This is a genomic window from Marmoricola sp. RAF53 (assembly GCF_052114005.1).
In the GTDB taxonomy this organism is placed as follows: domain Bacteria; phylum Actinomycetota; class Actinomycetes; order Propionibacteriales; family Nocardioidaceae; genus Marmoricola.
Window position 1 is genome coordinate 90,699 of sequence record NZ_JBFRDX010000015.1, and the last position, 18,486, is coordinate 109,184.

16 protein-coding genes, 1 tRNA gene and 1 other RNA gene are annotated in these 18,486 nt (G+C 71.5%); 9 read left to right on the top strand and 9 right to left on the bottom strand.

All coding sequences use genetic code 11. The annotated features are described in order from the left end of the window. Nucleotides 1-116 precede the first annotated feature (116 nt). The 3 genes from AB4Y76_RS14310 to AB4Y76_RS14320 form a co-directional block, all read right to left on the bottom strand. Complete coding sequence (locus AB4Y76_RS14310) at nt 117-2,741, bottom strand: hypothetical protein (protein WP_441926386.1); 2,625 nt, start codon at nt 2,739-2,741, stop codon at nt 117-119. A 102-nt stretch (nt 2,742-2,843) separates the two neighbouring features. Then, nucleotides 2,844-3,899, bottom strand: coding sequence for an esterase/lipase family protein (locus AB4Y76_RS14315; protein ID WP_441926388.1), 1,056 nt, complete (start codon nt 3,897-3,899; stop codon nt 2,844-2,846). A 51-nt stretch (nt 3,900-3,950) separates the two neighbouring features. Then, the gene (locus tag AB4Y76_RS14320) at nt 3,951-4,259 is read right to left on the bottom strand and encodes a hypothetical protein (RefSeq protein ID WP_441926390.1); all 309 of its coding nucleotides are present in this window, start codon (nt 4,257-4,259) and stop codon (nt 3,951-3,953) included. Nucleotides 4,260-4,362: 103 nt separating this feature from the next. Here AB4Y76_RS14320 and AB4Y76_RS14325 point away from each other — a divergent pair, with 103 nt between their 5' ends. From AB4Y76_RS14325 to AB4Y76_RS14335, 3 genes are all read left to right on the top strand, one after another. Beyond that, a complete protein-coding gene (locus AB4Y76_RS14325) occupies nt 4,363-5,430 on the top strand; it encodes a hypothetical protein (protein ID WP_441926392.1) in 1,068 nt (355 codons plus the stop codon). Between the two features lie 176 nt (nt 5,431-5,606). After that, nucleotides 5,607-5,933 carry a hypothetical protein gene (locus tag AB4Y76_RS14330; protein WP_441926394.1) on the top strand — a complete coding sequence of 109 codons (327 nt, stop codon included), beginning with the start codon at nt 5,607-5,609 and terminating at the stop codon, nt 5,931-5,933. 160 nt (nt 5,934-6,093) lie between these two features. Beyond that, nucleotides 6,094-7,257 (top strand): hypothetical protein, encoded by a 1,164-nt coding sequence (locus tag AB4Y76_RS14335; RefSeq protein WP_441926396.1) that lies wholly within the window; start codon nt 6,094-6,096, stop codon nt 7,255-7,257. A gap of 44 nt (nt 7,258-7,301) precedes the next feature. Here AB4Y76_RS14335 and AB4Y76_RS14340 read toward each other — a convergent pair whose 3' ends face one another. Then, nucleotides 7,302-8,051 (bottom strand): IclR family transcriptional regulator, encoded by a 750-nt coding sequence (locus AB4Y76_RS14340; protein ID WP_441926397.1) that lies wholly within the window; start codon nt 8,049-8,051, stop codon nt 7,302-7,304. 40 nt (nt 8,052-8,091) lie between these two features. Beyond that, nucleotides 8,092-9,276 carry an MFS transporter gene (locus AB4Y76_RS14345; RefSeq protein ID WP_441926401.1) on the bottom strand — a complete coding sequence of 395 codons (1,185 nt, stop codon included), beginning with the start codon at nt 9,274-9,276 and terminating at the stop codon, nt 8,092-8,094. Nucleotides 9,277-9,421: 145 nt separating this feature from the next. Here AB4Y76_RS14345 and hutH point away from each other — a divergent pair, with 145 nt between their 5' ends. Further along, nucleotides 9,422-10,975 (top strand): histidine ammonia-lyase, encoded by a 1,554-nt coding sequence (gene hutH / locus AB4Y76_RS14350; RefSeq protein ID WP_441926403.1) that lies wholly within the window; start codon nt 9,422-9,424, stop codon nt 10,973-10,975. After that, nucleotides 10,972-12,666, top strand: a complete 1,695-nt coding sequence (hutU, locus tag AB4Y76_RS14355; protein WP_441926405.1) for a urocanate hydratase — start codon at nt 10,972-10,974, stop codon at nt 12,664-12,666. The genes hutH and hutU overlap by 4 nt, the downstream gene beginning before the upstream one ends. Nucleotides 12,667-12,675: 9 nt before the next feature. On the opposite strand, the gene AB4Y76_RS14360 is transcribed toward hutU, so the two are convergent. From AB4Y76_RS14360 to AB4Y76_RS14370, 3 genes are read right to left on the bottom strand one after another with little or no spacing between them, the layout of a single operon-like run. Beyond that, the gene (locus tag AB4Y76_RS14360; RefSeq protein WP_441926407.1) at nt 12,676-13,143 is read right to left on the bottom strand and encodes a nuclear transport factor 2 family protein; all 468 of its coding nucleotides are present in this window, start codon (nt 13,141-13,143) and stop codon (nt 12,676-12,678) included. 28 nt (nt 13,144-13,171) lie between these two features. Beyond that, entirely contained in the window at nt 13,172-14,065 is an 894-nt protein-coding gene (locus tag AB4Y76_RS14365; protein ID WP_441926409.1) for a pyridoxamine 5'-phosphate oxidase family protein, read from the bottom strand. A gap of 6 nt (nt 14,066-14,071) precedes the next feature. Continuing rightward, nucleotides 14,072-14,623, bottom strand: a complete 552-nt coding sequence (locus AB4Y76_RS14370) for a carboxymuconolactone decarboxylase family protein (RefSeq protein WP_441926411.1) — start codon at nt 14,621-14,623, stop codon at nt 14,072-14,074. A gap of 117 nt (nt 14,624-14,740) precedes the next feature. Here AB4Y76_RS14370 and AB4Y76_RS14375 point away from each other — a divergent pair, with 117 nt between their 5' ends. Further along, the gene (locus AB4Y76_RS14375) at nt 14,741-15,379 is read left to right on the top strand and encodes a CGNR zinc finger domain-containing protein (RefSeq protein WP_441926413.1); all 639 of its coding nucleotides are present in this window, start codon (nt 14,741-14,743) and stop codon (nt 15,377-15,379) included. A 37-nt stretch (nt 15,380-15,416) separates the two neighbouring features. Here AB4Y76_RS14375 and AB4Y76_RS14380 read toward each other — a convergent pair. Further along, a tRNA-Ser gene (locus tag AB4Y76_RS14380) sits at nt 15,417-15,504 on the bottom strand. 60 nt (nt 15,505-15,564) lie between these two features. Here AB4Y76_RS14380 and ffs point away from each other — a divergent pair. The 3 genes from ffs to AB4Y76_RS14395 form a co-directional block, all read left to right on the top strand. After that, an RNA gene (ffs, locus tag AB4Y76_RS14385) (signal recognition particle sRNA small type) lies at nt 15,565-15,655 on the top strand. Nucleotides 15,656-15,695: 40 nt separating this feature from the next. Beyond that, entirely contained in the window at nt 15,696-16,640 is a 945-nt protein-coding gene (locus tag AB4Y76_RS14390) for a hypothetical protein (RefSeq protein WP_441926415.1), read from the top strand. Between the two features lie 110 nt (nt 16,641-16,750). Continuing rightward, nucleotides 16,751-18,486: DNA polymerase III subunit gamma and tau (locus tag AB4Y76_RS14395; RefSeq protein WP_441926417.1), on the top strand; the 1,736-nt coding region annotated here is incomplete at its 3' end.

The following is an 18,486-nucleotide window of genomic DNA, read 5'->3' on the forward strand; positions in this document are numbered from 1 at the left end:
GCCGGTCGTTCGGTCAGTCGATCGGGGACAGGGTATTGCCCCGCGCGGGCGACGGTCATCCGTGCTCGGTGTGAGAAACGCTACCCCACGGTAACTTCCGTTTCGACCGGTTCCGTTCAGCCCTTGACCGCGACCAGCCGGCCCCGCGCGTTGAACCTGACCGTCACGGTCTTGCCGCGCTTGGCGCAGTAGGTGAACTGCTTGTCCAGGCGGCGGTGCGGCTGACCGGCCTTCTGGACGACGGTCCACCAGGTGGCGCCCTTGCGCAGCTTCGTCCTGAAGAACGACGGGTAGCGGCGCAGCGACGGGTTGGTGCAGGCGTCCGGCTTCACGCCGTACGCGCGCTCCCAGGTCTGGAGGTAGGCCTCCGGACCGCGCTGGAGGTCGCTCACGATCTTCGAGCCCGCCTGGACCCGCAGGTCCTCGACCCAGTCGGGGTACAGGCCGTAGTGCGCGACGCCGTCCTTGTTGATGTCGAAGACGCGCGAGCCGCTGACCTGCTGGTAGACCTTCACCCCACCGAGGCCGGTGAACGGGTAGCGCACCGGGTTGGCCGCCGCGTTCGGGCGCGGGTTGCCCTGGGCGCCGAGCCCGTTGATGTCGGCGCCGTAGCCGATGCCCCAGTAGATCCGCGGGTTGGCCCAGGTGAGCATCCGCTTCCACTTGCCGACGAACCCGGTGCTGTCGCCGGCGTACGGCGCGACGAAGCCCTTGTCCTGCAGGATCCGCGGGTAGGCGTCGGGGGTCGACCACGAGTGGCTGGAGACGACGCCCGGGTACCGCATCGCCTCGGTGACCGCGAGCGCCTGCTTGCGGGCCTTGACGCTCATGTGGTCCGGGTCGAAGAGCATCTTCCGCTTCACCATGCCCTGGACGGTGTACGCGCCGAGCTGGGTCAGGCCGAGCGAGTTGCAGTGGTGCTGGGCCGGGTAGACCGGCAGCGCGGGGAGGACGTTGAGGATCGGCGCCAGGATGTTGCCCGGCAGCACCGAGAGCAGGGCGCCGAAGAGGCCGTCCTGCGAGGGGACCGGGACGCTCAGCGTCTGGTCCTTGTCGTGCACCTCGGGGTCGTTCGGGGCGCAGGTGCTCATCTTCCAGGCCGAGCCGGTCTCGAGCATGTTGGCGGCGTTGACGAGCATGCCGGTCTGGCCCTCGTCGCCGGCCACGCCGGCGAGCGCGTTGTCGAACTTGTTGACCAGCTCCATCTGGACGACGCCGAGGCGCTGGACCTCGTCGAGCTGCTTGTCGATCGAGCCGGTGGTGCAGGTCGGGTTGCCGAGGTAGAGGTGGCAGCCGAAGATCACCGAGGTCTCGATGCCCGTGACGACCGCGAGCTTGCCGGCGTTGATCACCTGGCGCGCCTGGACCGGCGTGGTGACGATCCGGTACCAGCCGCGACCGGGGCCGCCGTGCTGGGCGTCGACGTAGGACTGCATCAGGTGCATGTCCTTGGCCTGCAGCCGGATCGAGGTCATGTCGTCGCAGGAGTTCCGCTTGATCGGGTAGAGCGTGCAGAGCTGGTTGTTCTCGACCAGCAGGTTCACCAGCAGCCGCTGCCCGGCCTGCCAGGAGCGCTCCATCCACTTGTAGTAGGTGCCCTCGTGGAGCAGCGCGTTCGGGGCCGGCCAGCTCTTGAACGTCGGCCACCCGACCGGGTCCGCGCCGGGCTTGCCGGACAGGAAGGTCTCCACGGCCGCGCCGGTGACGGAGTTGAGCCCGTCGTTCTGGCAGCCCTTGAGCGCGACGGTCACGCCCCAGGGCGACCACGGGCGGCCGCAGTGCAGGTCGCCGCCGAGGAACTCGAACGCCATCCCGTGGGTGTGCGCGTCGATGTAGCCGCGGGTCTCCTGGAAGCTGGAGACGCCGGCCGCCGGGCGGCCGACCACGTTGGTGGTGATCTCCGGGAAGGTCTTGCAGCCGGTCCGCTTGAGCGGGCGGAACTGGGTCCGCGAGCTCGGCGAACCGACGACGACGGCGCCGAGGGCGGTGTCCGAGGCGAGGTAGCCGACGCCCGGGAGGGAGAGCCGGAAGACGCCGGTGCCGACCTGGGTCACCGTCCAGTTCACGGCCGCGCCCGGCTGGGTCGCGTACGCCGCCTTCCCGGACTTCGCGCCGAGGTAGGTGCCGTCCGGCGCGTAGAGCAGGTAGGTGCCCAGCGCGGTCGGCTTGAAGTAGAGCGGCGTGCTCGCGGCCGCGCTGGTCGCGGCCATCCCGGTGCCGGCGAGCCAGCGCCCGTTGCCGGTGTTCTGCAGGCCGTAGCAGGAGTTGTAGAAGTTGTAGCGGTCGGTCGGTACCGACGGCTGGGCCGGGTCGCCCGCGGCCGCGCGCAGCGGCACCGGACGCTCGGCGCGCTGGGCGGCGACCGAGGACTCGTGCACCCGGGCGGCAGCCGGGGTGGTCGGGTCGACGGTGTCGGCGTCCGCGGTGGTCGCCGAGCGCGAGATGGCGTTCTTCGTCTTCGGGTCGTTGTCGTCGTGCGGCGGGCTGCCCGGGTCGTGCGCGTGCGTGCCGTCGGCGTTGAAGACGGTGCCGTCGCCCGGCTTCTTCGTCGTGTTCGCAGCCGTCGCGGAGTACGACTTCTTCAGCTCGTCGGCGCCCGGGGCCCCGGAGCCGGGACCGGAGCCGGCGGGCTGGTCGCCGTGGTTGAGGACCAGCACGGATCCGACCAGGGCGGACGCCACCCAGACGGCGACGGCGAGGCGGAGGGTGGGGCGTGCCGCGGGACGCACGACAGATCGCATGGCGGGGGATCCTTGCTACCGGCGAGTACCTAACAGTTGCCCAACGACCGGGCGTGAGCGGGGTCACGCGGAACGAGACGGCTTGTCTCGCGCCTCGGTCGCTCAGGGGCAGCCGGCGGCCAGCGCGTAGCAGCGGACCGGCGGCTCGGCCGCCAGCTGCGGGGCTCCGGCCAGGTTCACGAACGGCACCGGGACCAGCAGCACGTGCGGGAGTCCGCCGAGCAGGGCGAGGTTGCGGTCGAGGGCGAGCGGGTTCACGCCCGGCATGAGGAGCGAGAGGCAGACCGACCGGTTGATCCGCGCCGGGTCCGCGGGACCGTCGTGGTTCAGCGCGTCCTGGGCGAGCGCGTAGGTGACCGGGTCGATCGTGCCGACGGTCAGGTGCTCGTCGAGATCCAGCGGGCAGACCGACTGCGTCGCGACGTTCGTGATCCGGCCGGCACCGGTGGTCAGCGCCGACGACGGCTTCGCCCCGGTGCTCGGGAGCACCACCTCGTCGGTGCGGGTGTAGATCTCGGTGTACGACACCCCGGCGAAGGTCTCGGCCCCGCTGTTCAGGGCGGCCACGAACGCCGACCTGCTGCGCTGCTGCCAGCCCTGCGGGGCGCACGTCGTGAGGCCCTGGACGCAGACCGGGTCGAGCAGGGTGGTGCCGTGGTTGTCGCCGGCCATCCCGATCACGTCGTCGACCATCGCGCGGGTGTCCGGCCAGAACCGGAGTGCCCAGCGCATCGACATCCCGCCCTGGCTGTGGCCCAGCACCGCGATCTGGCGGCCCGCGGCTGCGTGCATGGCGCGGATCGCGTGCACCAGGTACTCCGCCGAGACCTGGATGTCACCGAGGGTCTGCGTCGGCATCGTCACCGCGCACCACGGGCGGCCCTGGGCGGTGAGCGCGGGCTCCCAGTTCCAGGAGTAGTTCTGCGCCGCGGTGACGCCGGTCGCCGGGCTGAGAAGCACCGGCTCCAGGGTGCTGCCGGCCAGGTCGCCCGAACAGGTGAACGCCGACCGGAACGCCGCCTCGGAGACGGTCAGCGCAGGTCCGGGTCGGTCCAGCGGGGCCCACGGACCGGGGGCGTCGTCGGCGTGGGCCGGGGCCGCGATCAGGCCGCCGGTGAGGGCGAGCAGGGCGGCGGTGACGAGAGCCGGGACGCGCACGGGGACTCCTGGGGTCGGTGACACCCGGTCAACGTGCGGGGCGCGGGCGCGTTACGGGCGCGGCGTACCGCCGCCCCAGACCTTGCGGGCCATCGCCAGCGGCGCGGTAGCCACGGTGAGCAGCGGTTCGATCTTGGTGACGATGTCGTCCAGCCGGGTCGCCACCTTGCTGAGCTCGTCGGCGGCGGTCGCGAACCGGTCGAGCGAGTCGTTGAACCGGTTCAGCGCGGTGTTGAAGTCGGCCAGCGCCAGCCCGAGGTCCTGGGTGGTCTGGCCGATCTGCTCGACGGTCTCGTCGACGGTGAGCAGGGTGCGGGCACGGGTGCGCAGCTTGCGCCGGGCTGCCTCGCTCTCGTCCATGACCCGAAGTCTGCCCGAAAGCCGCGTAAGCGGTCGGATCCGTGCGCAGTCCTCCCGGTGAGGGGTCGGCGACCGCCGGCGACCGGGCTGAAAGGAATTCGCAGTGAAGCGAGGAACGCTGTGCCGCGTATCCGCAGGAGCCGTCTGGTCTGTCTTGTTGGTGCTGGCATTCACGTCACCCGCGACAGCCGACCAGCCGGAACCATCGGACCTGATCGTGCCGGAGATCGCCGGTCAAACCGTGGGTCCGGGAGCGGAAGCCACGCTGGTCATCCCGGAAAGCGAGATCGCCGAGGCTCGCTCAGCGTCCGTCGGTGACGATCCCGGCGAACTGACGCGGACCGAGAAGCATGCTGAGGACGTCCTGCTCGCAGCGTCCGAGCGTGAAGGCGGCAGCCTCGACGAGGAAGCGGTCGACGTGGTGTCGCTCGCGGGTGGCGACGTCGTGCTGGCAGTCCCGGCGACCCTGGACGTCTCGAAGGTGACCGTCAACGTCAACGACGGCTTCGTGGAGGTCTCCGCTGACGCTGCAGAGTCGGAGGAGGTTACCGCGGAGGGCGGCGGGCCCGGGATGTCTCCCTACTGGACGAACGACGGCGACGGCCAGTACGTCCTGACGGTCAAGGGCATGGGAGATGCGTTGTTCGTGTGGAAGCGCGAGAAGCTGATGAACGACGGGAACTCGAGCTACACCTGGTACTCCTACAAGCGCAAGGGCGACGCCCACCCGTTTGAGCGCACCGGCCCGAACGCGAAAGTGGCGAAGCTCCGGGTCCAGTCCTACCCGTACGACTCCATCGAGCCGGGTCTCGTCAACTGGGTCGATTGGGAGCCGGCGTCGAACTTTCACGGCAACGAAGGAAGCCCCATCACGGTGTCCGTCTCGGCCCTCGCGGTGGGCACCAGCATCACTTTCGCCGACCGTGACGACTACAAGGTCTGGCGGAACGCCAACAACCCGGGGAGCTACTGGATCGAGATGGACCAGGGAGCGTTCCTTGACGGCGGCAGTCGTTCCGCGGGGTACGCGGTCGCCTGGAAGGCGAAGCAGGGCACGCCCGGGTCCCAGCACGACTTTCAGCGCGTCGTCTTCTTCTACGACTCCGGCAACTATGTCTGCGACCAGTACGACGCCGGCGACACCTGCACCCCGAACGGCGTGGACCACTGATGCCGACTCGCGGCGCTGCCCAGGTTCCGTGGAGGCCAGCAGCGGTTGTCGCGGCGGCGGCGGCGACGACGATCCTGCTGCTCGCCACCACCGAAGTTGTCCCGGCCCCCGCCGGGCAGGACCGTTCAGAGATCACTGCGGAAGCAGTAGGTGAGTACCTTCAGGACAATCCAGGCGTGCCCTTGGCGCTGCCCGGGTCACTCCCGCGCGACTACCGCTGGCTGGGCCCGGGGTTCACCAACACGGATGGCCACGGCATGGTCGTCGCCCGGAGCTCGACCTTCGGACCGGATCCGTTGGGCGGCGCCCCGACGGTGGAGGTGTGCACCCAGGTGCCCGACGTCGACCACTGCCAGCGTGGGGCGTCCACCATCCACCGCACGCTGGGTAACGGCGTGCCGGTGGTGGTGTCCTTTCGAGGGCCCGAGCCGAGCGCCTCGGAATTGGCCTGGTGGCGGGCCGTCAGGCTGAATGCGACCACGACGCCGGCCTGGCTCGACTGAGCGAGACGTCGAGATGCGATCTGACGTGGCCGGAGCCTGGCGAGGAACTCGGACGGTCTGGCTCGTCGTCGCCGTCTTCGTCGCAGCGCTCGCGGGTGTCCGTCCTTCTGTGCTTCTGGACGGGAAGCACCCCACCGACACTGTCCCTTCTCGTCCGCGTGTGGCACCGGCGAAGCCGTTCGATCGTGACCAGTTGTGCTCTCGCCGAGGCCGACGCTGCCTGCGCCTGGCGGGGGATCAAACGGCGGTGATCTATCCGACTCGGCGCGAGCACTCCGATGGATACCTGCTCTGGGACGCTGGAGGGCCGGGCACCAGTCCGCTCGATCCTGGAGCAAGCCGTGCCGCGCTGCCCACGTGGACCACCGGCTTCGACCTCGTTGTCCTGGCCGAGCCGTGGACCGAGACCGAGGTCAGTGCACGGTGCCTGGCGGAGCTGGCTGCAGAATCGCGCCGCGACCCGGATCACTGCCCTTGGCGCCGGTTGGTTACCGATGTCCATGAGTACGCGCGCGCCCTTGTCTCGTTCGAGAAGCAGGAGGGAAGTCTGAACGGTGTCTACGCGGCCTCGTACGGAGCCGTCCGTGCGTTACCGGCAGTCCAACGCGTGACGGCCCGGGGCGGGTTCGCGGTGATCGAGTCGCCGGCGCCGCCGTTGGGAACCTCGGCGACGACGATCGTTCGAAGCCGGCTCGAAGCGGCCGAGCGCGCCATCGTCTGGACGTCGGCCTGCGCGAGGTCCGAATGCGCGCGCAGATATCAGATCCTGGGTCAGCTGCTCCGCGGTGACGATCAGGTCGATCCGGACGATGTCCAACTCGCCCTCCTGGGGATGAGCTACAGCCCCCAGGAGAACGAGGCCTTCCTCAGAAATCTGTGGCGGCACGGCGGGAAGGTCGATCGCGTGGGTGCGGTGTCCCTCCGCCAGGTGGCCTCGCGGGTCGCGCTGGTAACAGGGGCAGGGACCGCGCTGCACGAGCGAGTCGGTTACCTGGCCGGTACCTGCTCGATGTACTCGCACTGGCCGGCGGGAACCTCGGCATTCGCCAGGATGCACCGCGCCTGCGCCACGATCTCCCCGAACGGCTACGACTCCTGGGCCGATCATCATCGGATCGGGACGCAAGCGAGGAAGAACATTGCACTCGTGGTGAACCGCCGTGATCCCGTCGTGCCTTGGGCCCTGCAGCGACTCTGGCGAGCGGACTCCGTGCCTGCCAACGTGTTCACCTTCGCTCGACCGGGTCACGTCACCATGCCGGAGTCCGTCGCTGCGGAGGTCGGCGCGTGGCTCGATCAGCGACAGGCACGCTCGGCCAGGTGACGGTTTCCGCGTCTCCGCCCCGCACGGCCCACGTCGTCGCGGACTCAGTGCCCGCCGAGGCGCCGGCTCAGGGCGGCGGCGGTGCCCCGGACGGCCTCGGCGATCGCGGGGACGTCGGCGGTCGCCGGGACGTAGGTGACCGCGACGCCGGCGAGCGGCACCTGGTTGTGGTCGAGCACCGGTGCCGCGATCGAGGCGAGCCCCGGGGTGATCTCGCCGTCCTCCACGGCGTACCCGCGCTGGCGGGCCTCGCCGAGGATGGCCCGCAGCGCGCTGAGTGAGCTCGGCCCGATCCCGGTGCGCTCGACGAACGCCTCCCGGTCCGGGTACAGCGCGCGGATCTGCGCGGTCGGCAGCGCGGCCAGGATCGCCCGGCCGCTCGCCGTCAGGTGCGCCGGCAGCCGTACGCCGACCTCGGTCACCAGCGGCGGCCGGCCGGGGGCGCGCTCCTCGATGACGTAGAGGACGTCGCGCCCGTGCGGGACGGCGAGGTGCGCGGACTCGCCGACCTGGTCGACCAGCGCGGCCAGCGGGCGCCGGGCCAGCCGCTGCAGGGGAGCCTGCCGGGTGTAGCCGCTGCCGACCTCGAAGGCGGCGACGCCGAGTCCGTAGCGGCGCTCTTCGGGCAGGTGGAAGACGAAGCCCTCCTCGGCCATCGCAGTCATCAGGTGGTACGCCGTGGAGCGAGGCAGGTCGCAGGCCCGCATGATCCGGTCCAGCGGGACCGGGTCCGGCTGACCGGCCAGGAACTTGAGCACGCGCATCGCCTTGGTGGCGGCGGGGACCTGACCCATGCCTCGGAGCCTAGGGCCTGACGAGCGGACGGGCGGTCGCTCAGATGTCGGCGTGCTCCAGGGCCGGCTCGTCGCGCGGCACCAGGGGCGCGGCCAGCAGCGGGAACAGCCCGGTCAGGCCGAACGCGAGGCCGTAGCCCCACAGCGGCACCAGGAACCCCATCACCGGCGGGACGGCGACGGCGGTGAGGTACTGCCCGGTGTTCTGGATGCCCAGCGCGCGGCCGGACCAGAACGGGCCGGCGCGTTCGGCGACCGCGGTGAACGCGAGCCCGTTGTCGGCGACGGTCACCATCGAGGCCAGCACGATCAGCGCGACCGCGATGCCGAGGTCGAGCCGGATGGTGACGCCGACGGCGAGCATCGTCACCCCGGCGGCGACGGCGACCCAGCGCAGCGGCCGGGTCCGGGACCCGACCACGTCGGAGAGGTGGCCGGCGCCGATCCGCCCCACCGCGCCGAGCACCTGGGCGAAGGCGACGAGCGCGCCGGCGGCTCCCGGGCTCCAGTCCCGGCCGACCTGGAGCCAGACGAGCATGAACGTCCAGACGGTGAACTGCGGGATCACCAGCAGGACGGAGACGGCGTGGATCCGGGCCAGGTAGGTGTCGCCGCGGTAGGGGTTGGCGGCGGCCACGTCGGCCGGTCGCGCGGGGCGCGCCGGGTCGAGCACCCAGGCAGCGCAGGCGAGCGCGGTGATGCCGGCGAAGACGGCCGGCACCACCAGGGCGGGTCCGATCCCGGAGGCGGCGGCGACCACGGGGATCGCGATCGCGGCCAGGCCGACCCCGACGGGTTGGGCCATCTGCCGGATGCCCATCGCGGTGCCGCGACGACGCGGCGGGAACCAGCCGACGACGACGCGTCCGCTGGCCGAGGAGGTGCCCGCGGAGGCGGCCCCGGCGAGGAAGAGGAAGGTGCCGAGCGCGGCGGTCGACTCGTGGGTCCAGGCCGCGCCGGCGAGGAAGAGCGCGCTCAGCGCCAGGCTGCTCACCAGCACGAACCGCTCGCCGGTGGCGTCGACGACCGCGCCCCAGAGCACGAGCGTGCAGGCGCTGCCGGCGATCGACGCCGCCGCGATCCAGCCGGCCGCGGCGAGACTGAGCCCGCCGTCGTGGAGCGCCGGGATCAGGAAGGCGGGTCCGTTGACCGCGGCGGACGAGGCGGACTGCCCGAGCGTGGACAGCGCCAGCATCAGCCAGGGGCGTGGGCGCTGTGGATTCACGCTCACCACCGTATGACCATCCACAATGTAAGACAAATTGTCTCGAATAATGGACGCGCTCGCGAGGGTGACGCGTCTCAGATGCGAGACAGGCGGACTGCTCGCCCCCTGGTCGGCGGCCGCCTCAGGAGCGTTTCATGGTGCCATGACTTCTTCCGCCACCGTCGAGGTCGGGGTCGGCCCCGTCTCGTTCGAAGATCTCGTCGCGGTGGCCCGCGACGGTGCTGCCGTCCGGCTCTCCTCCGACGCCCTCGTCGCGATCGACCAGGCCCGCGCGGTCGTCGACAAGCTCGCCGAGGAACCCACGCCGGCGTACGGGATCTCGACCGGGTTCGGCGCCCTCGCCACCCGGCACATCCCCGTCGAGATGCGCGCCCAGCTGCAGCGCTCCCTGGTCCGCTCGCACGCCGCCGGCTCCGGCCCCGAGGTCGAGCGCGAGGTGGTCCGCGGGCTGATGCTGCTGCGGCTCTCCACCCTCGCGACCGGCCACACCGGCGTCCGCCGCGAGACCGCCGAGCTGATCGCCGCGCTGCTGAGCAACGGCATCACCCCGGTCGTGCACGAGTACGGCTCCCTCGGTTGCTCCGGCGACCTCGCGCCGCTCTCGCACTGCGCGCTCGCGCTGATGGGTGAGGGCCAGGTCCGCGACGCCGCCGGGACGCTGATGCCCGCGGCCGACGCGCTGGCCGCCGCCGGGCTCCGCCCGGTCGAGCTCGTCGCCAAGGAGGGGCTCGCGCTGATCAACGGCACCGACGGCATGCTCGGCATGCTGGTGCTCGCGCTCACCGACCTGGAGATGCTGCTCCGTACGGCGGACATCGCCGCGGCCATGTCCGTCGAGGGCCAGCTCGGCACCGACCGCGTCTTCGCCCCCGAGCTCCAGGCGATCCGCCCGCACCCCGGCCAGGCCGCCTCCGCCGCCAACCTCGTCGCGCTGCTCCGCGACTCCGGGGTGGTCGCCTCGCACCGCGGACCCGACTGCAACCGGGTCCAGGACGCGTACTCGCTGCGCTGCTCGCCGCAGGTGCACGGTGCCGCCCGCGACACCCTGGCGCACGCCCGCACCGTCGCCGGTCGCGAGCTCGCCTCCGCGGTCGACAACCCGGTCGTGCTGCCGGCGGAGGGCCGCGTCGAGTCCAACGGCAACTTCCACGGAGCGCCGGTCGCCTACGTCCTCGACTTCGCCGCGATCGTCGCCGCCGACGTCGCCTCGATCAGCGAGCGGCGTACCGACCGGTTCCTCGACAAGGCCCGCAACCACGGCCTGCCGCCGTTCCTCGCCGACGACCCCGGCGTCGACAGCGGCCACATGATCGCCCAGTACACCCAGGCCGCGATCGTCTCCGAGATGAAGCGGCTCGCCGCCCCCGCCTCGGTCGACTCGATCCCGTCCTCGGCGATGCAGGAGGACCACGTCTCGATGGGCTGGTCCGCGGCCCGCAAGCTGCGCCGCTCGGTCGACGGCCTCACCCGGGTCCTCGCCGTCGAGGTCCTCACCGCCGCCCGCGCCCTCGACCTGCGCGCCCCGCTGGAGCCCTCGCCGGCCACGGCTGCCGTCGTCCGGCTCCTCCGCGAGCACGGCATCGAGGGCCCCGGCCCTGACCGCCACCTCTCGCCGGAGATCGAGAACGCCGTCGAGCTCGTCCGCAGCGGGGCCGTCCTGGCCGCCGCCCAGTCCGTGATCGGAGACCTGCAGTGACCACGCCCGCCTCTGGCAACCCCCGCCTCCCCATCCACGCCGCGCACGGCACCGAGCTCACCGCTCGTTCCTGGCAGACCGAGGCGCCGCTGCGGATGCTGATGAACAACCTCGACCCCGAGAACGCCGAGCGCCCCGAGGACCTCGTCGTGTACGGCGGCACCGGCAAGGCCGCCCGCAGCTGGGAGGCGTACGACGCGATCGTGCGCTCGCTCTCCACGCTCGCCGACGACGAGACCCTGCTCGTGCAGAGCGGCAAGCCGGTCGGTGTGATGCGCACCCACGAGTGGGCCCCGCGGGTGCTGATCGCGAACTCCAACCTGGTCGGCGACTGGGCCAACTGGGAGGAGTTCCGCCGGCTCGAGGACCTCGGCCTGACCATGTACGGCCAGATGACCGCCGGGTCGTGGATCTACATCGGCACCCAGGGCATCCTGCAGGGGACGTACGAGACGTTCGCCGCGGTGGCCGACAAGCTCGCTGCCTCTGGCCGGAACGAGCACAGCGGAGGCACGCTGGCCGGCACGATCACCCTGACCGCCGGACTCGGCGGCATGGGCGGCGCGCAGCCGCTCGCCGTCACCATGAACGACGGCGTCGCGATCTGCATCGACGTCGACCAGTCCCGGATCACCCGCCGGATCGAGCACCGCTACCTCGACGTCCAGGCGGACTCCCTGGAGCACGCCGTCGAGCTGGCCGTCGAGGCCCGCGACGCCCGTAGGCCGTTGTCCATCGGTGTCCTCGGCAACGCGGCGGTCGACTTCCCGGCTCTGCTGGAGATGGGGGCGCCGATCGACATCGTCACCGACCAGACCTCCGCGCACGACCCGCTGTCCTACCTGCCGGTCGGGGTGCCGTTCGAGGAGTGGCACGCCCGCGCCGAGGCCGACCCCGCGGGCTTCACCAAGGAGGCCCAGGCCTCGATGGCCGCGCACGTCCGGGCGATGGTCGAATTCCAGGACAAGGGCGCCGAGGTCTTCGACTACGGCAACTCCATCCGCGACGAGGCCCGCAAGGGCGGCTACGACCGCGCCTTCGAGTTCCCCGGTTTCGTGCCGGCCTACATCCGGCCGCTGTTCTGCGAGGGCAAGGGCCCGTTCCGCTGGGCCGCGCTCTCCGGTGACCCGGCCGACATCGCCGCCACCGACAAGGCCATCCTCGAGCTCTTCCCCGAGAACGAGCGGCTGCGGAAGTGGATCACGATGGCCGGCGAGCGGGTGCACTTCCAGGGCCTGCCGGCGCGGATCTGCTGGCTCGGCTACGGCGAGCGTCACCTGGCCGGGCTGAAGTTCAACGAGATGGTCGCCAGCGGTGAGCTCAAGGCGCCGATCGTGATCGGCCGCGACCACCTGGACTGCGGGTCGGTGGCGTCGCCGTACCGGGAGACCGAGGCGATGCTCGACGGCTCCGACGCGATCGCCGACTGGGCCCTGCTCAACGCGCTGGTGAACACCGCCTCGGGTGCTACCTGGGTGTCGATCCACCACGGCGGCGGCGTCGGCATGGGTCGGTCCATCCACGCCGGCCAGGTCTGCGTCGCCGACGGGACCCCGCTGGCCGCCGAGAAGATCGAGCGCGTCCTCACCAACGACCCGGCGATGGGCGTCATCCGTCACGTCGACGCCGGCTACGACCGTGCCGCCGAGGTGGCCGCCGAGCGGGGCGTGCGGATCCCGATGGCGGAGTAGGTCCCGGCGCTACTCGAGGGGGAGGGTGTCGCGGCCATCGCGCGCATCCTCCCCTCGGGGACCGAACCAGCGTCGCTGCGACTCGGCGATCACGACGTCGTTGATGCTCGCTTCCCGGCGCCGCATCAGGCCGTTCTCGTCGAACTCCCAGAGCTCGTTGCCATAGCTGCGGTGCCAGGTGTCTGCGTGGTCGCGCCACTCGTACTGGAAGCGGACGGCCATCCGGTTCGCGCGGAAGCCCCACAGGCTCTTGCGGAGCGCGTAGTCGCGCTCGCGGGCCCACTTGGCCGTGAGGAAGTCGACGATCTGCGCGCGGCCGGTGAGGAACGCGTCCCGGTTCCGCCATACCGAGTCCTCGGTGTAGGCGAGGGCGACCCGATGCGGATCGCGCGTGTTCCAGGCATCTTCGGCGGCCTGGACCTTGACCAGCGCCGAAGGCAGGTCGAAGGGCGGCAGCGGTGGGCGACGTTCACTCATGGGGGTGTCCCTTCTCGGGCACGTCGGCTCAGGGGCCGACGTTCGGGTTTCGCGGGTAGTCGGAGATGAGCCGGGAGATCACGGGCAGGAGAGTGCGGACGTGGCTCTCCGGCGAGAACACGATGCGTCGTCCGGTGTGGCCCTCGTCCTCGGTCGCGCCGGTGATCACCAGCTCGGCGGTGCCGTGCAGGTGGAGCGCGAGGCCGCGTTCGAAGTCAGGGACGAGCAGAGCTGCTTCGGGGTCGACGTGGAGGTTGCCCAGGCTGTTGAACAGGTTGTTGCCCGGGTAGTCCGGCCACCACAAGGTGTCTCCTTGCCGACGGAGGAAGCCCGCCGCCCCACCCCGGTGGGATACGTCGTTCCCGCGCTGCGGGTGAGTCGTCCCGAGCAGGAAGCTGGTCGTCGTGCTGATCGTCTGCTCGTCCGCGGCGGTCGGAGGACCGAGGGGAACGGCGACGTCCGCGGGTCGGGCGGCGTCGAGGTCGACCGTGCGTTGAGGGATGAACTGCGGACAGTTGCCGAAGGCCTCGTCGACGGCCACCTCCAGGCGGCCGTCGACTGCGACGGTCAGGGTGCCGTTGAGACGGAACCGGCGGCGTCGGATGTAGTCGATGGCGATGAGTCCGACCGGTTGCCCGGAGGGCAGCAGGTGGAGCGGATCACCGACCGCGGGTGCGGTGCGGATCTGCAGGGTGGTCGGATCGACCGCCTGCAGGAATCCGGGTGCGCCGACGAGGGGCGAGGTCCAGAGCCGACCGCCGTGGTCGCGAGCGGTGATCGCGGCGAACGAGCGTTCCGCCAGGAAGCCCGCCATTCCCGGACTGAGGTCTGCCGGGGCCAGCATCCCTTCCAGCCGGGCCGCCTCCTGGTGCACGCCTGCGATGCGCTGCACGGCGAGCTCGCCGTGGTGAAAGCCGTGCATGCCGGCTCAGCCCAGGCTGTTGGTCGGGGTGACCACCGGCCAGTCGTTGTCGACCTGGCTGAGGACGTTGAAGTAGTTGGTCAGCACGTTCAGCGCGATGTGCCCGACGACCTCGCCGATCTCGGCGTCGGTGACACCGGCGGCCCGGGCCTGGGCGATCGAGTCGTCGGACACCGCGCCCCGTGCGTGCAGGATGTCGTTCGAGAGCTGGAGGAGCGCCTGGGTGTGCTCGTCGTTCGACTTCGCGAAACGCGCGTTCTCGAGCTCGTCCGGGTCGACCTTCGCGACGTTGGCGCCGATGTAGGTGTGCGCAGAGAGGCAGTAGGTGCAGCCGTTCGCCTCGGCCGTGGTCAGGGCGAGCCGCTCGCGCACTGCCGTGGGCAGCGCGCCGGTTGCGAGCGCTCCCGACAGCGCCAGGTAGCCCTTGAGCAGCGCGGGGCTGTTGGCCATCGTCTTGGTCATGTTCGGCGTGACCCCGAGCGCCTTCTGAACCTGGTCGAGCAGTTCTGCGGCCTCCCCGGTCGCGGTGGCCGGGTCGATCTGCGGGAGACGGGACATGGGACTTCCTCTCATTGACCTAACGTCTAGAGTGCTCTCTAGCCGTTAGGTGATCCTGCCGGAGTCGTGCGGCCATGTCAAATGGATACAGATGAATTCTTCCGTTAGGATGTCGGCATGGCGGACGCGACCACGGCTGCACCCCTGTTGGGCGAGCCGTTGCCGGTAGAACTGATGAACACCATCTGGGCCGACCGTGAGGGTGTGCACGACGCACTGGCGACCCCTGCGGATGCGGCGGGTTGGATCACCGCTGTCGCTGACCGGCCGGAGGTCGGTGCCCCCGAGCTGGCACAGTGGCTGGCCGGGCAGCGCGGCGCGGATCTGGCGTCCGTCCATCGCAACCTGCGTCAGCTCCGCGACGCGGCCCGGGCCCTCGCGGCCCGACGGACCGATGACCCGAGGGATGAGGTCACCCACCCCATCGGTACGGCGGCCGCGGTCGAGATCGTCAACGCCCTGGCCTCGAGCGCGCCCACCTGGCCCCTGCTGCACTGGTCCGACGGTGGTGTCCCCGAGATCAGCCGCGCCTCAGAGGCCTCGCCGGGCCTGGTCCTGGTCGCCGACCTCGCTCGTTCCACCATCGCACTGCTCGCGGGCGGAGCGGGCTCCGAGCTCCGGGCCTGCCGTGCGCCCGGCTGTGTCTTGTACTTCGTCAGGCAGCATCCGCGCCGCGCATGGTGTTCGGACGCCTGCGGGAACAGGGCACGTCAGGCCCGTCACTACCAACGCAACCGCCCGCAGGTCACCAGGTGACCCGCGGGCGGTTGTCAGGGGCACCACAAGGGTGCGCTGGCGGAGGATAGGGGATTCGAACCCCTGAGGGCGTTAACCCAACCCGCTTTCCAAGCGAGCGCACTAGGCCACTATGCGAATCCTCCGCCGCGAAGGTTACCCGCCCGGATTAGGACTCGCGAAATCGGTCTCCTAGACTGCTCCGCAACCCCCCATGCGGCGGTATCTCACTGAACTCCCCCAGGGCCGGAAGGCAGCAAGGGCAGGTGGGCTCTTCCGGGTGCATGGGGGGCCTTCGCATTCCGTGCCAGACCGGGGCCGACCTAGGATCGGCGGCATGCGGATCGGGCCGGTGCTGGGAGCGGGACTGCTGCTGCTCGCGCTCGCGGGGTGCGGGGACGGGAGCGCTGCTCCAGATGCCGCTGGGACACCGGCTTCCCCGTCCTCGACGCTCACGCCCGAAGGTGACGGCGAGCTCGTCCCGCCGGGCCTGACCGACGACGTCCCGCTGCCCGACCTCACCGCGACCCCGAAGCCGCCGTCGGCACCGAAGCCCGCGGACCGGGTGTACGGCGCCGACGTCAGCTGGCCGCAGTGCCCGAAGGGGATGGGCATCCCGCAGAAGCGGTCCCAGGGCGCGCCCATGCCCACTGCCGCCGCCCAATTCGTCATCATCGGGCTCACCAACGGCCCTTCCTTCGTGGCGAACCCCTGCATCGCCGACCAGGTCGGCTGGGCGCGGCAGCGGGACCTGCCGGTGGCGGCGTACGCGGTGGTCAGCTACCCGGACGCCGCCACGCTGGCCCGCTACGGCGGCACCGGCCCGTACGACGCGAGCACCCGGCTCGGCGCGCTCCGCAACACCGGCTACCAGGCGGCGCTGTTCAACCTGAGCACGCTGAAGGCGGCCGGGCTGCCGACGCCGATCGTCTGGGTGGACGTGGAGCCGGTCACCGGCTTCGCGTGGAGCTCCGACACCGTCGCGAACGCGGCCGTCGTCCAGGGCACCGCGAAGGCGTACGCCGACGCCGGGTTCAGGGTCGGCTTCTACTCGACGCCGAACCTGTGGAAACGGGTCGTCGGGGACCTGCGGATCGGCGGTCCGGAGTGGCGTGCGGCCGGGCAGACCTCCCAGGCCGAGGCGCTGCGCCGGTGCGCCGGCGACTGGTCCTTCCAGGGCGGACCGGGCGTCCTGGGGCAGTGGGTCGAGGACGGCCGCGACCGTGACGTCGCCTGTCCCGGAGCGGTCGGCGACGTGCGGACCTGGTTCGGCACCTTCTGATTCGGTCCTCCCGGCGTTCCGCATCGGCTCCCGCCTCGGCCTTGAGGGGCACTCGGCCCAGGGTCCCTCGCGACGGCCAGCCTGGGGGAGCAGTGCCCTAGGCTCCCCCTGTGGAGCACAATCTCGCGTTGTACCGCCGGTACCGGCCGGAGTCGTTCGCCGAGGTCATCGGGCAGGACCACGTCACCGAACCGCTGCGCACCGCGCTGGCGAACAACCGGGTCAACCACGCCTACCTCTTCTCCGGCCCGCGCGGCTGCGGCAAGACGACGAGCGCCCGGATCCTGGCCCGGACGCTGAACTGCGAGAAGGCCCCGATCTCCGACCCGTGCGGCGAGTGCCAGTCCTGCCGCGACCTGGCTCGCGGTGGTCCCGGGTCGATCGACGTGATCGAGATCGACGCGGCCAGCCACGGTGGTGTCGACGACGCGCGCGACCTGCGTGAGCGGGCCTTCTTCGCCCCGGTGGCCAGCCGTTACAAGGTCTACATCATCGACGAGGCCCACATGGTGACCACGCAGGGCTTCAACGCCCTGCTCAAGCTCGTGGAGGAGCCGCCGGAGCACCTCAAGTTCATCTTCGCGACCACCGAGCCGGAGAAGGTCATCCCGACCATCCGCTCGCGCACCCACCACTACCCGTTCCGGCTGATCCCGCCGCGGGTGCTGTCGGACTACCTGGCCGAGATCTGCTCCCGCGAGGGCGTTCCGATCGAGCCGGCCGCACTGCCCCTGGTGGTCCGCGCGGGCGCCGGTTCGGCGCGCGACTCGCTGTCGGTGCTCGACCAGCTCCTCGGCGGAGCCGGGCCGGACGGGCTGACCTACGAGGTCGCGACCGCCCTCCTCGGCTACACGCCGGACACCCTGCTCGACGAGGTGGTGGACGCGTTCGCCGCCGGCGACGGCGGGACCGTCTTCGCAGTGGTGGACAAGGTGATCGAGACCGGCCAGGACCCGCGCCGGTTCACCGAGGACGTGCTGCGCCGGCTGCGCGACCTCGTGATCGTGGCCGCGGTGCCGGACGCCCCGGCGACCGGCCTGATCGACGTCCCGGCCGACCAGGCCGAGCGGCTGGTCGCGCAGGCCGCCCGCTTCGGCAAGGCCGACCTGGTCCGGGCGGCCGACTGCGTCGCCGCCGGGCTCACCGAGATGCGCGGCGCGACCACGCCGCGGCTGCTGCTCGAGCTCATCTGCGCCCGCGTGCTCCTCCCCGGGGCCGACGACTCCACCGACGGGCTCGCGGCCCGGCTGGACCGGATGGAGCGCCGCCTCGACATGACCGGCGGCGCCCCGTCCGCGGCTCCGGCTCCGGCCCCCGCCCCGGCGGCCCCTCCGGCCCCGGTGGTCCGGGAAGTCCCGGCGACGCCGGTGCAGGCTCCGGCTCCGGCTCCTGTCCCGCCGCCCGCCCCGGCTGCCGAGGTTCCGGCCCCGGCTCCCGAAGCACCGGCCGCCCCGGCTGTCCCGGCCACCCCGGTCGCGACCCAGCGTGAGCCCGAACCGGCTCGGGTGGAAACGGCCCCGGCGGCGCCCCAGGTCACCGGCGGGCTCGGCCTCGTCGACGCCCGGCGGGTCTGGCCGGACGTGCTGGACAAGGTCAAGGAGATGCGCCGCTTCACCTGGATCCTGCTCAGCCAGAACGCGCAGGTGATCGGGCTCGACGGTGGCACGCTCACCGTCGGCTTCAAGAACGCCGGCGCCCGCGACTCGTTCGTCGGCGGCGGCAGCGAGGAGATCCTGCGCCAGGCCGCGATCGACGTCATCGGCGCCGACTGGCGGGTCGAGTCGATCGTGGACCCGTCCGCCGACCCCGGCGCGGCCGCGCCCGCGGCGCCCGCCCGGACGGTCGC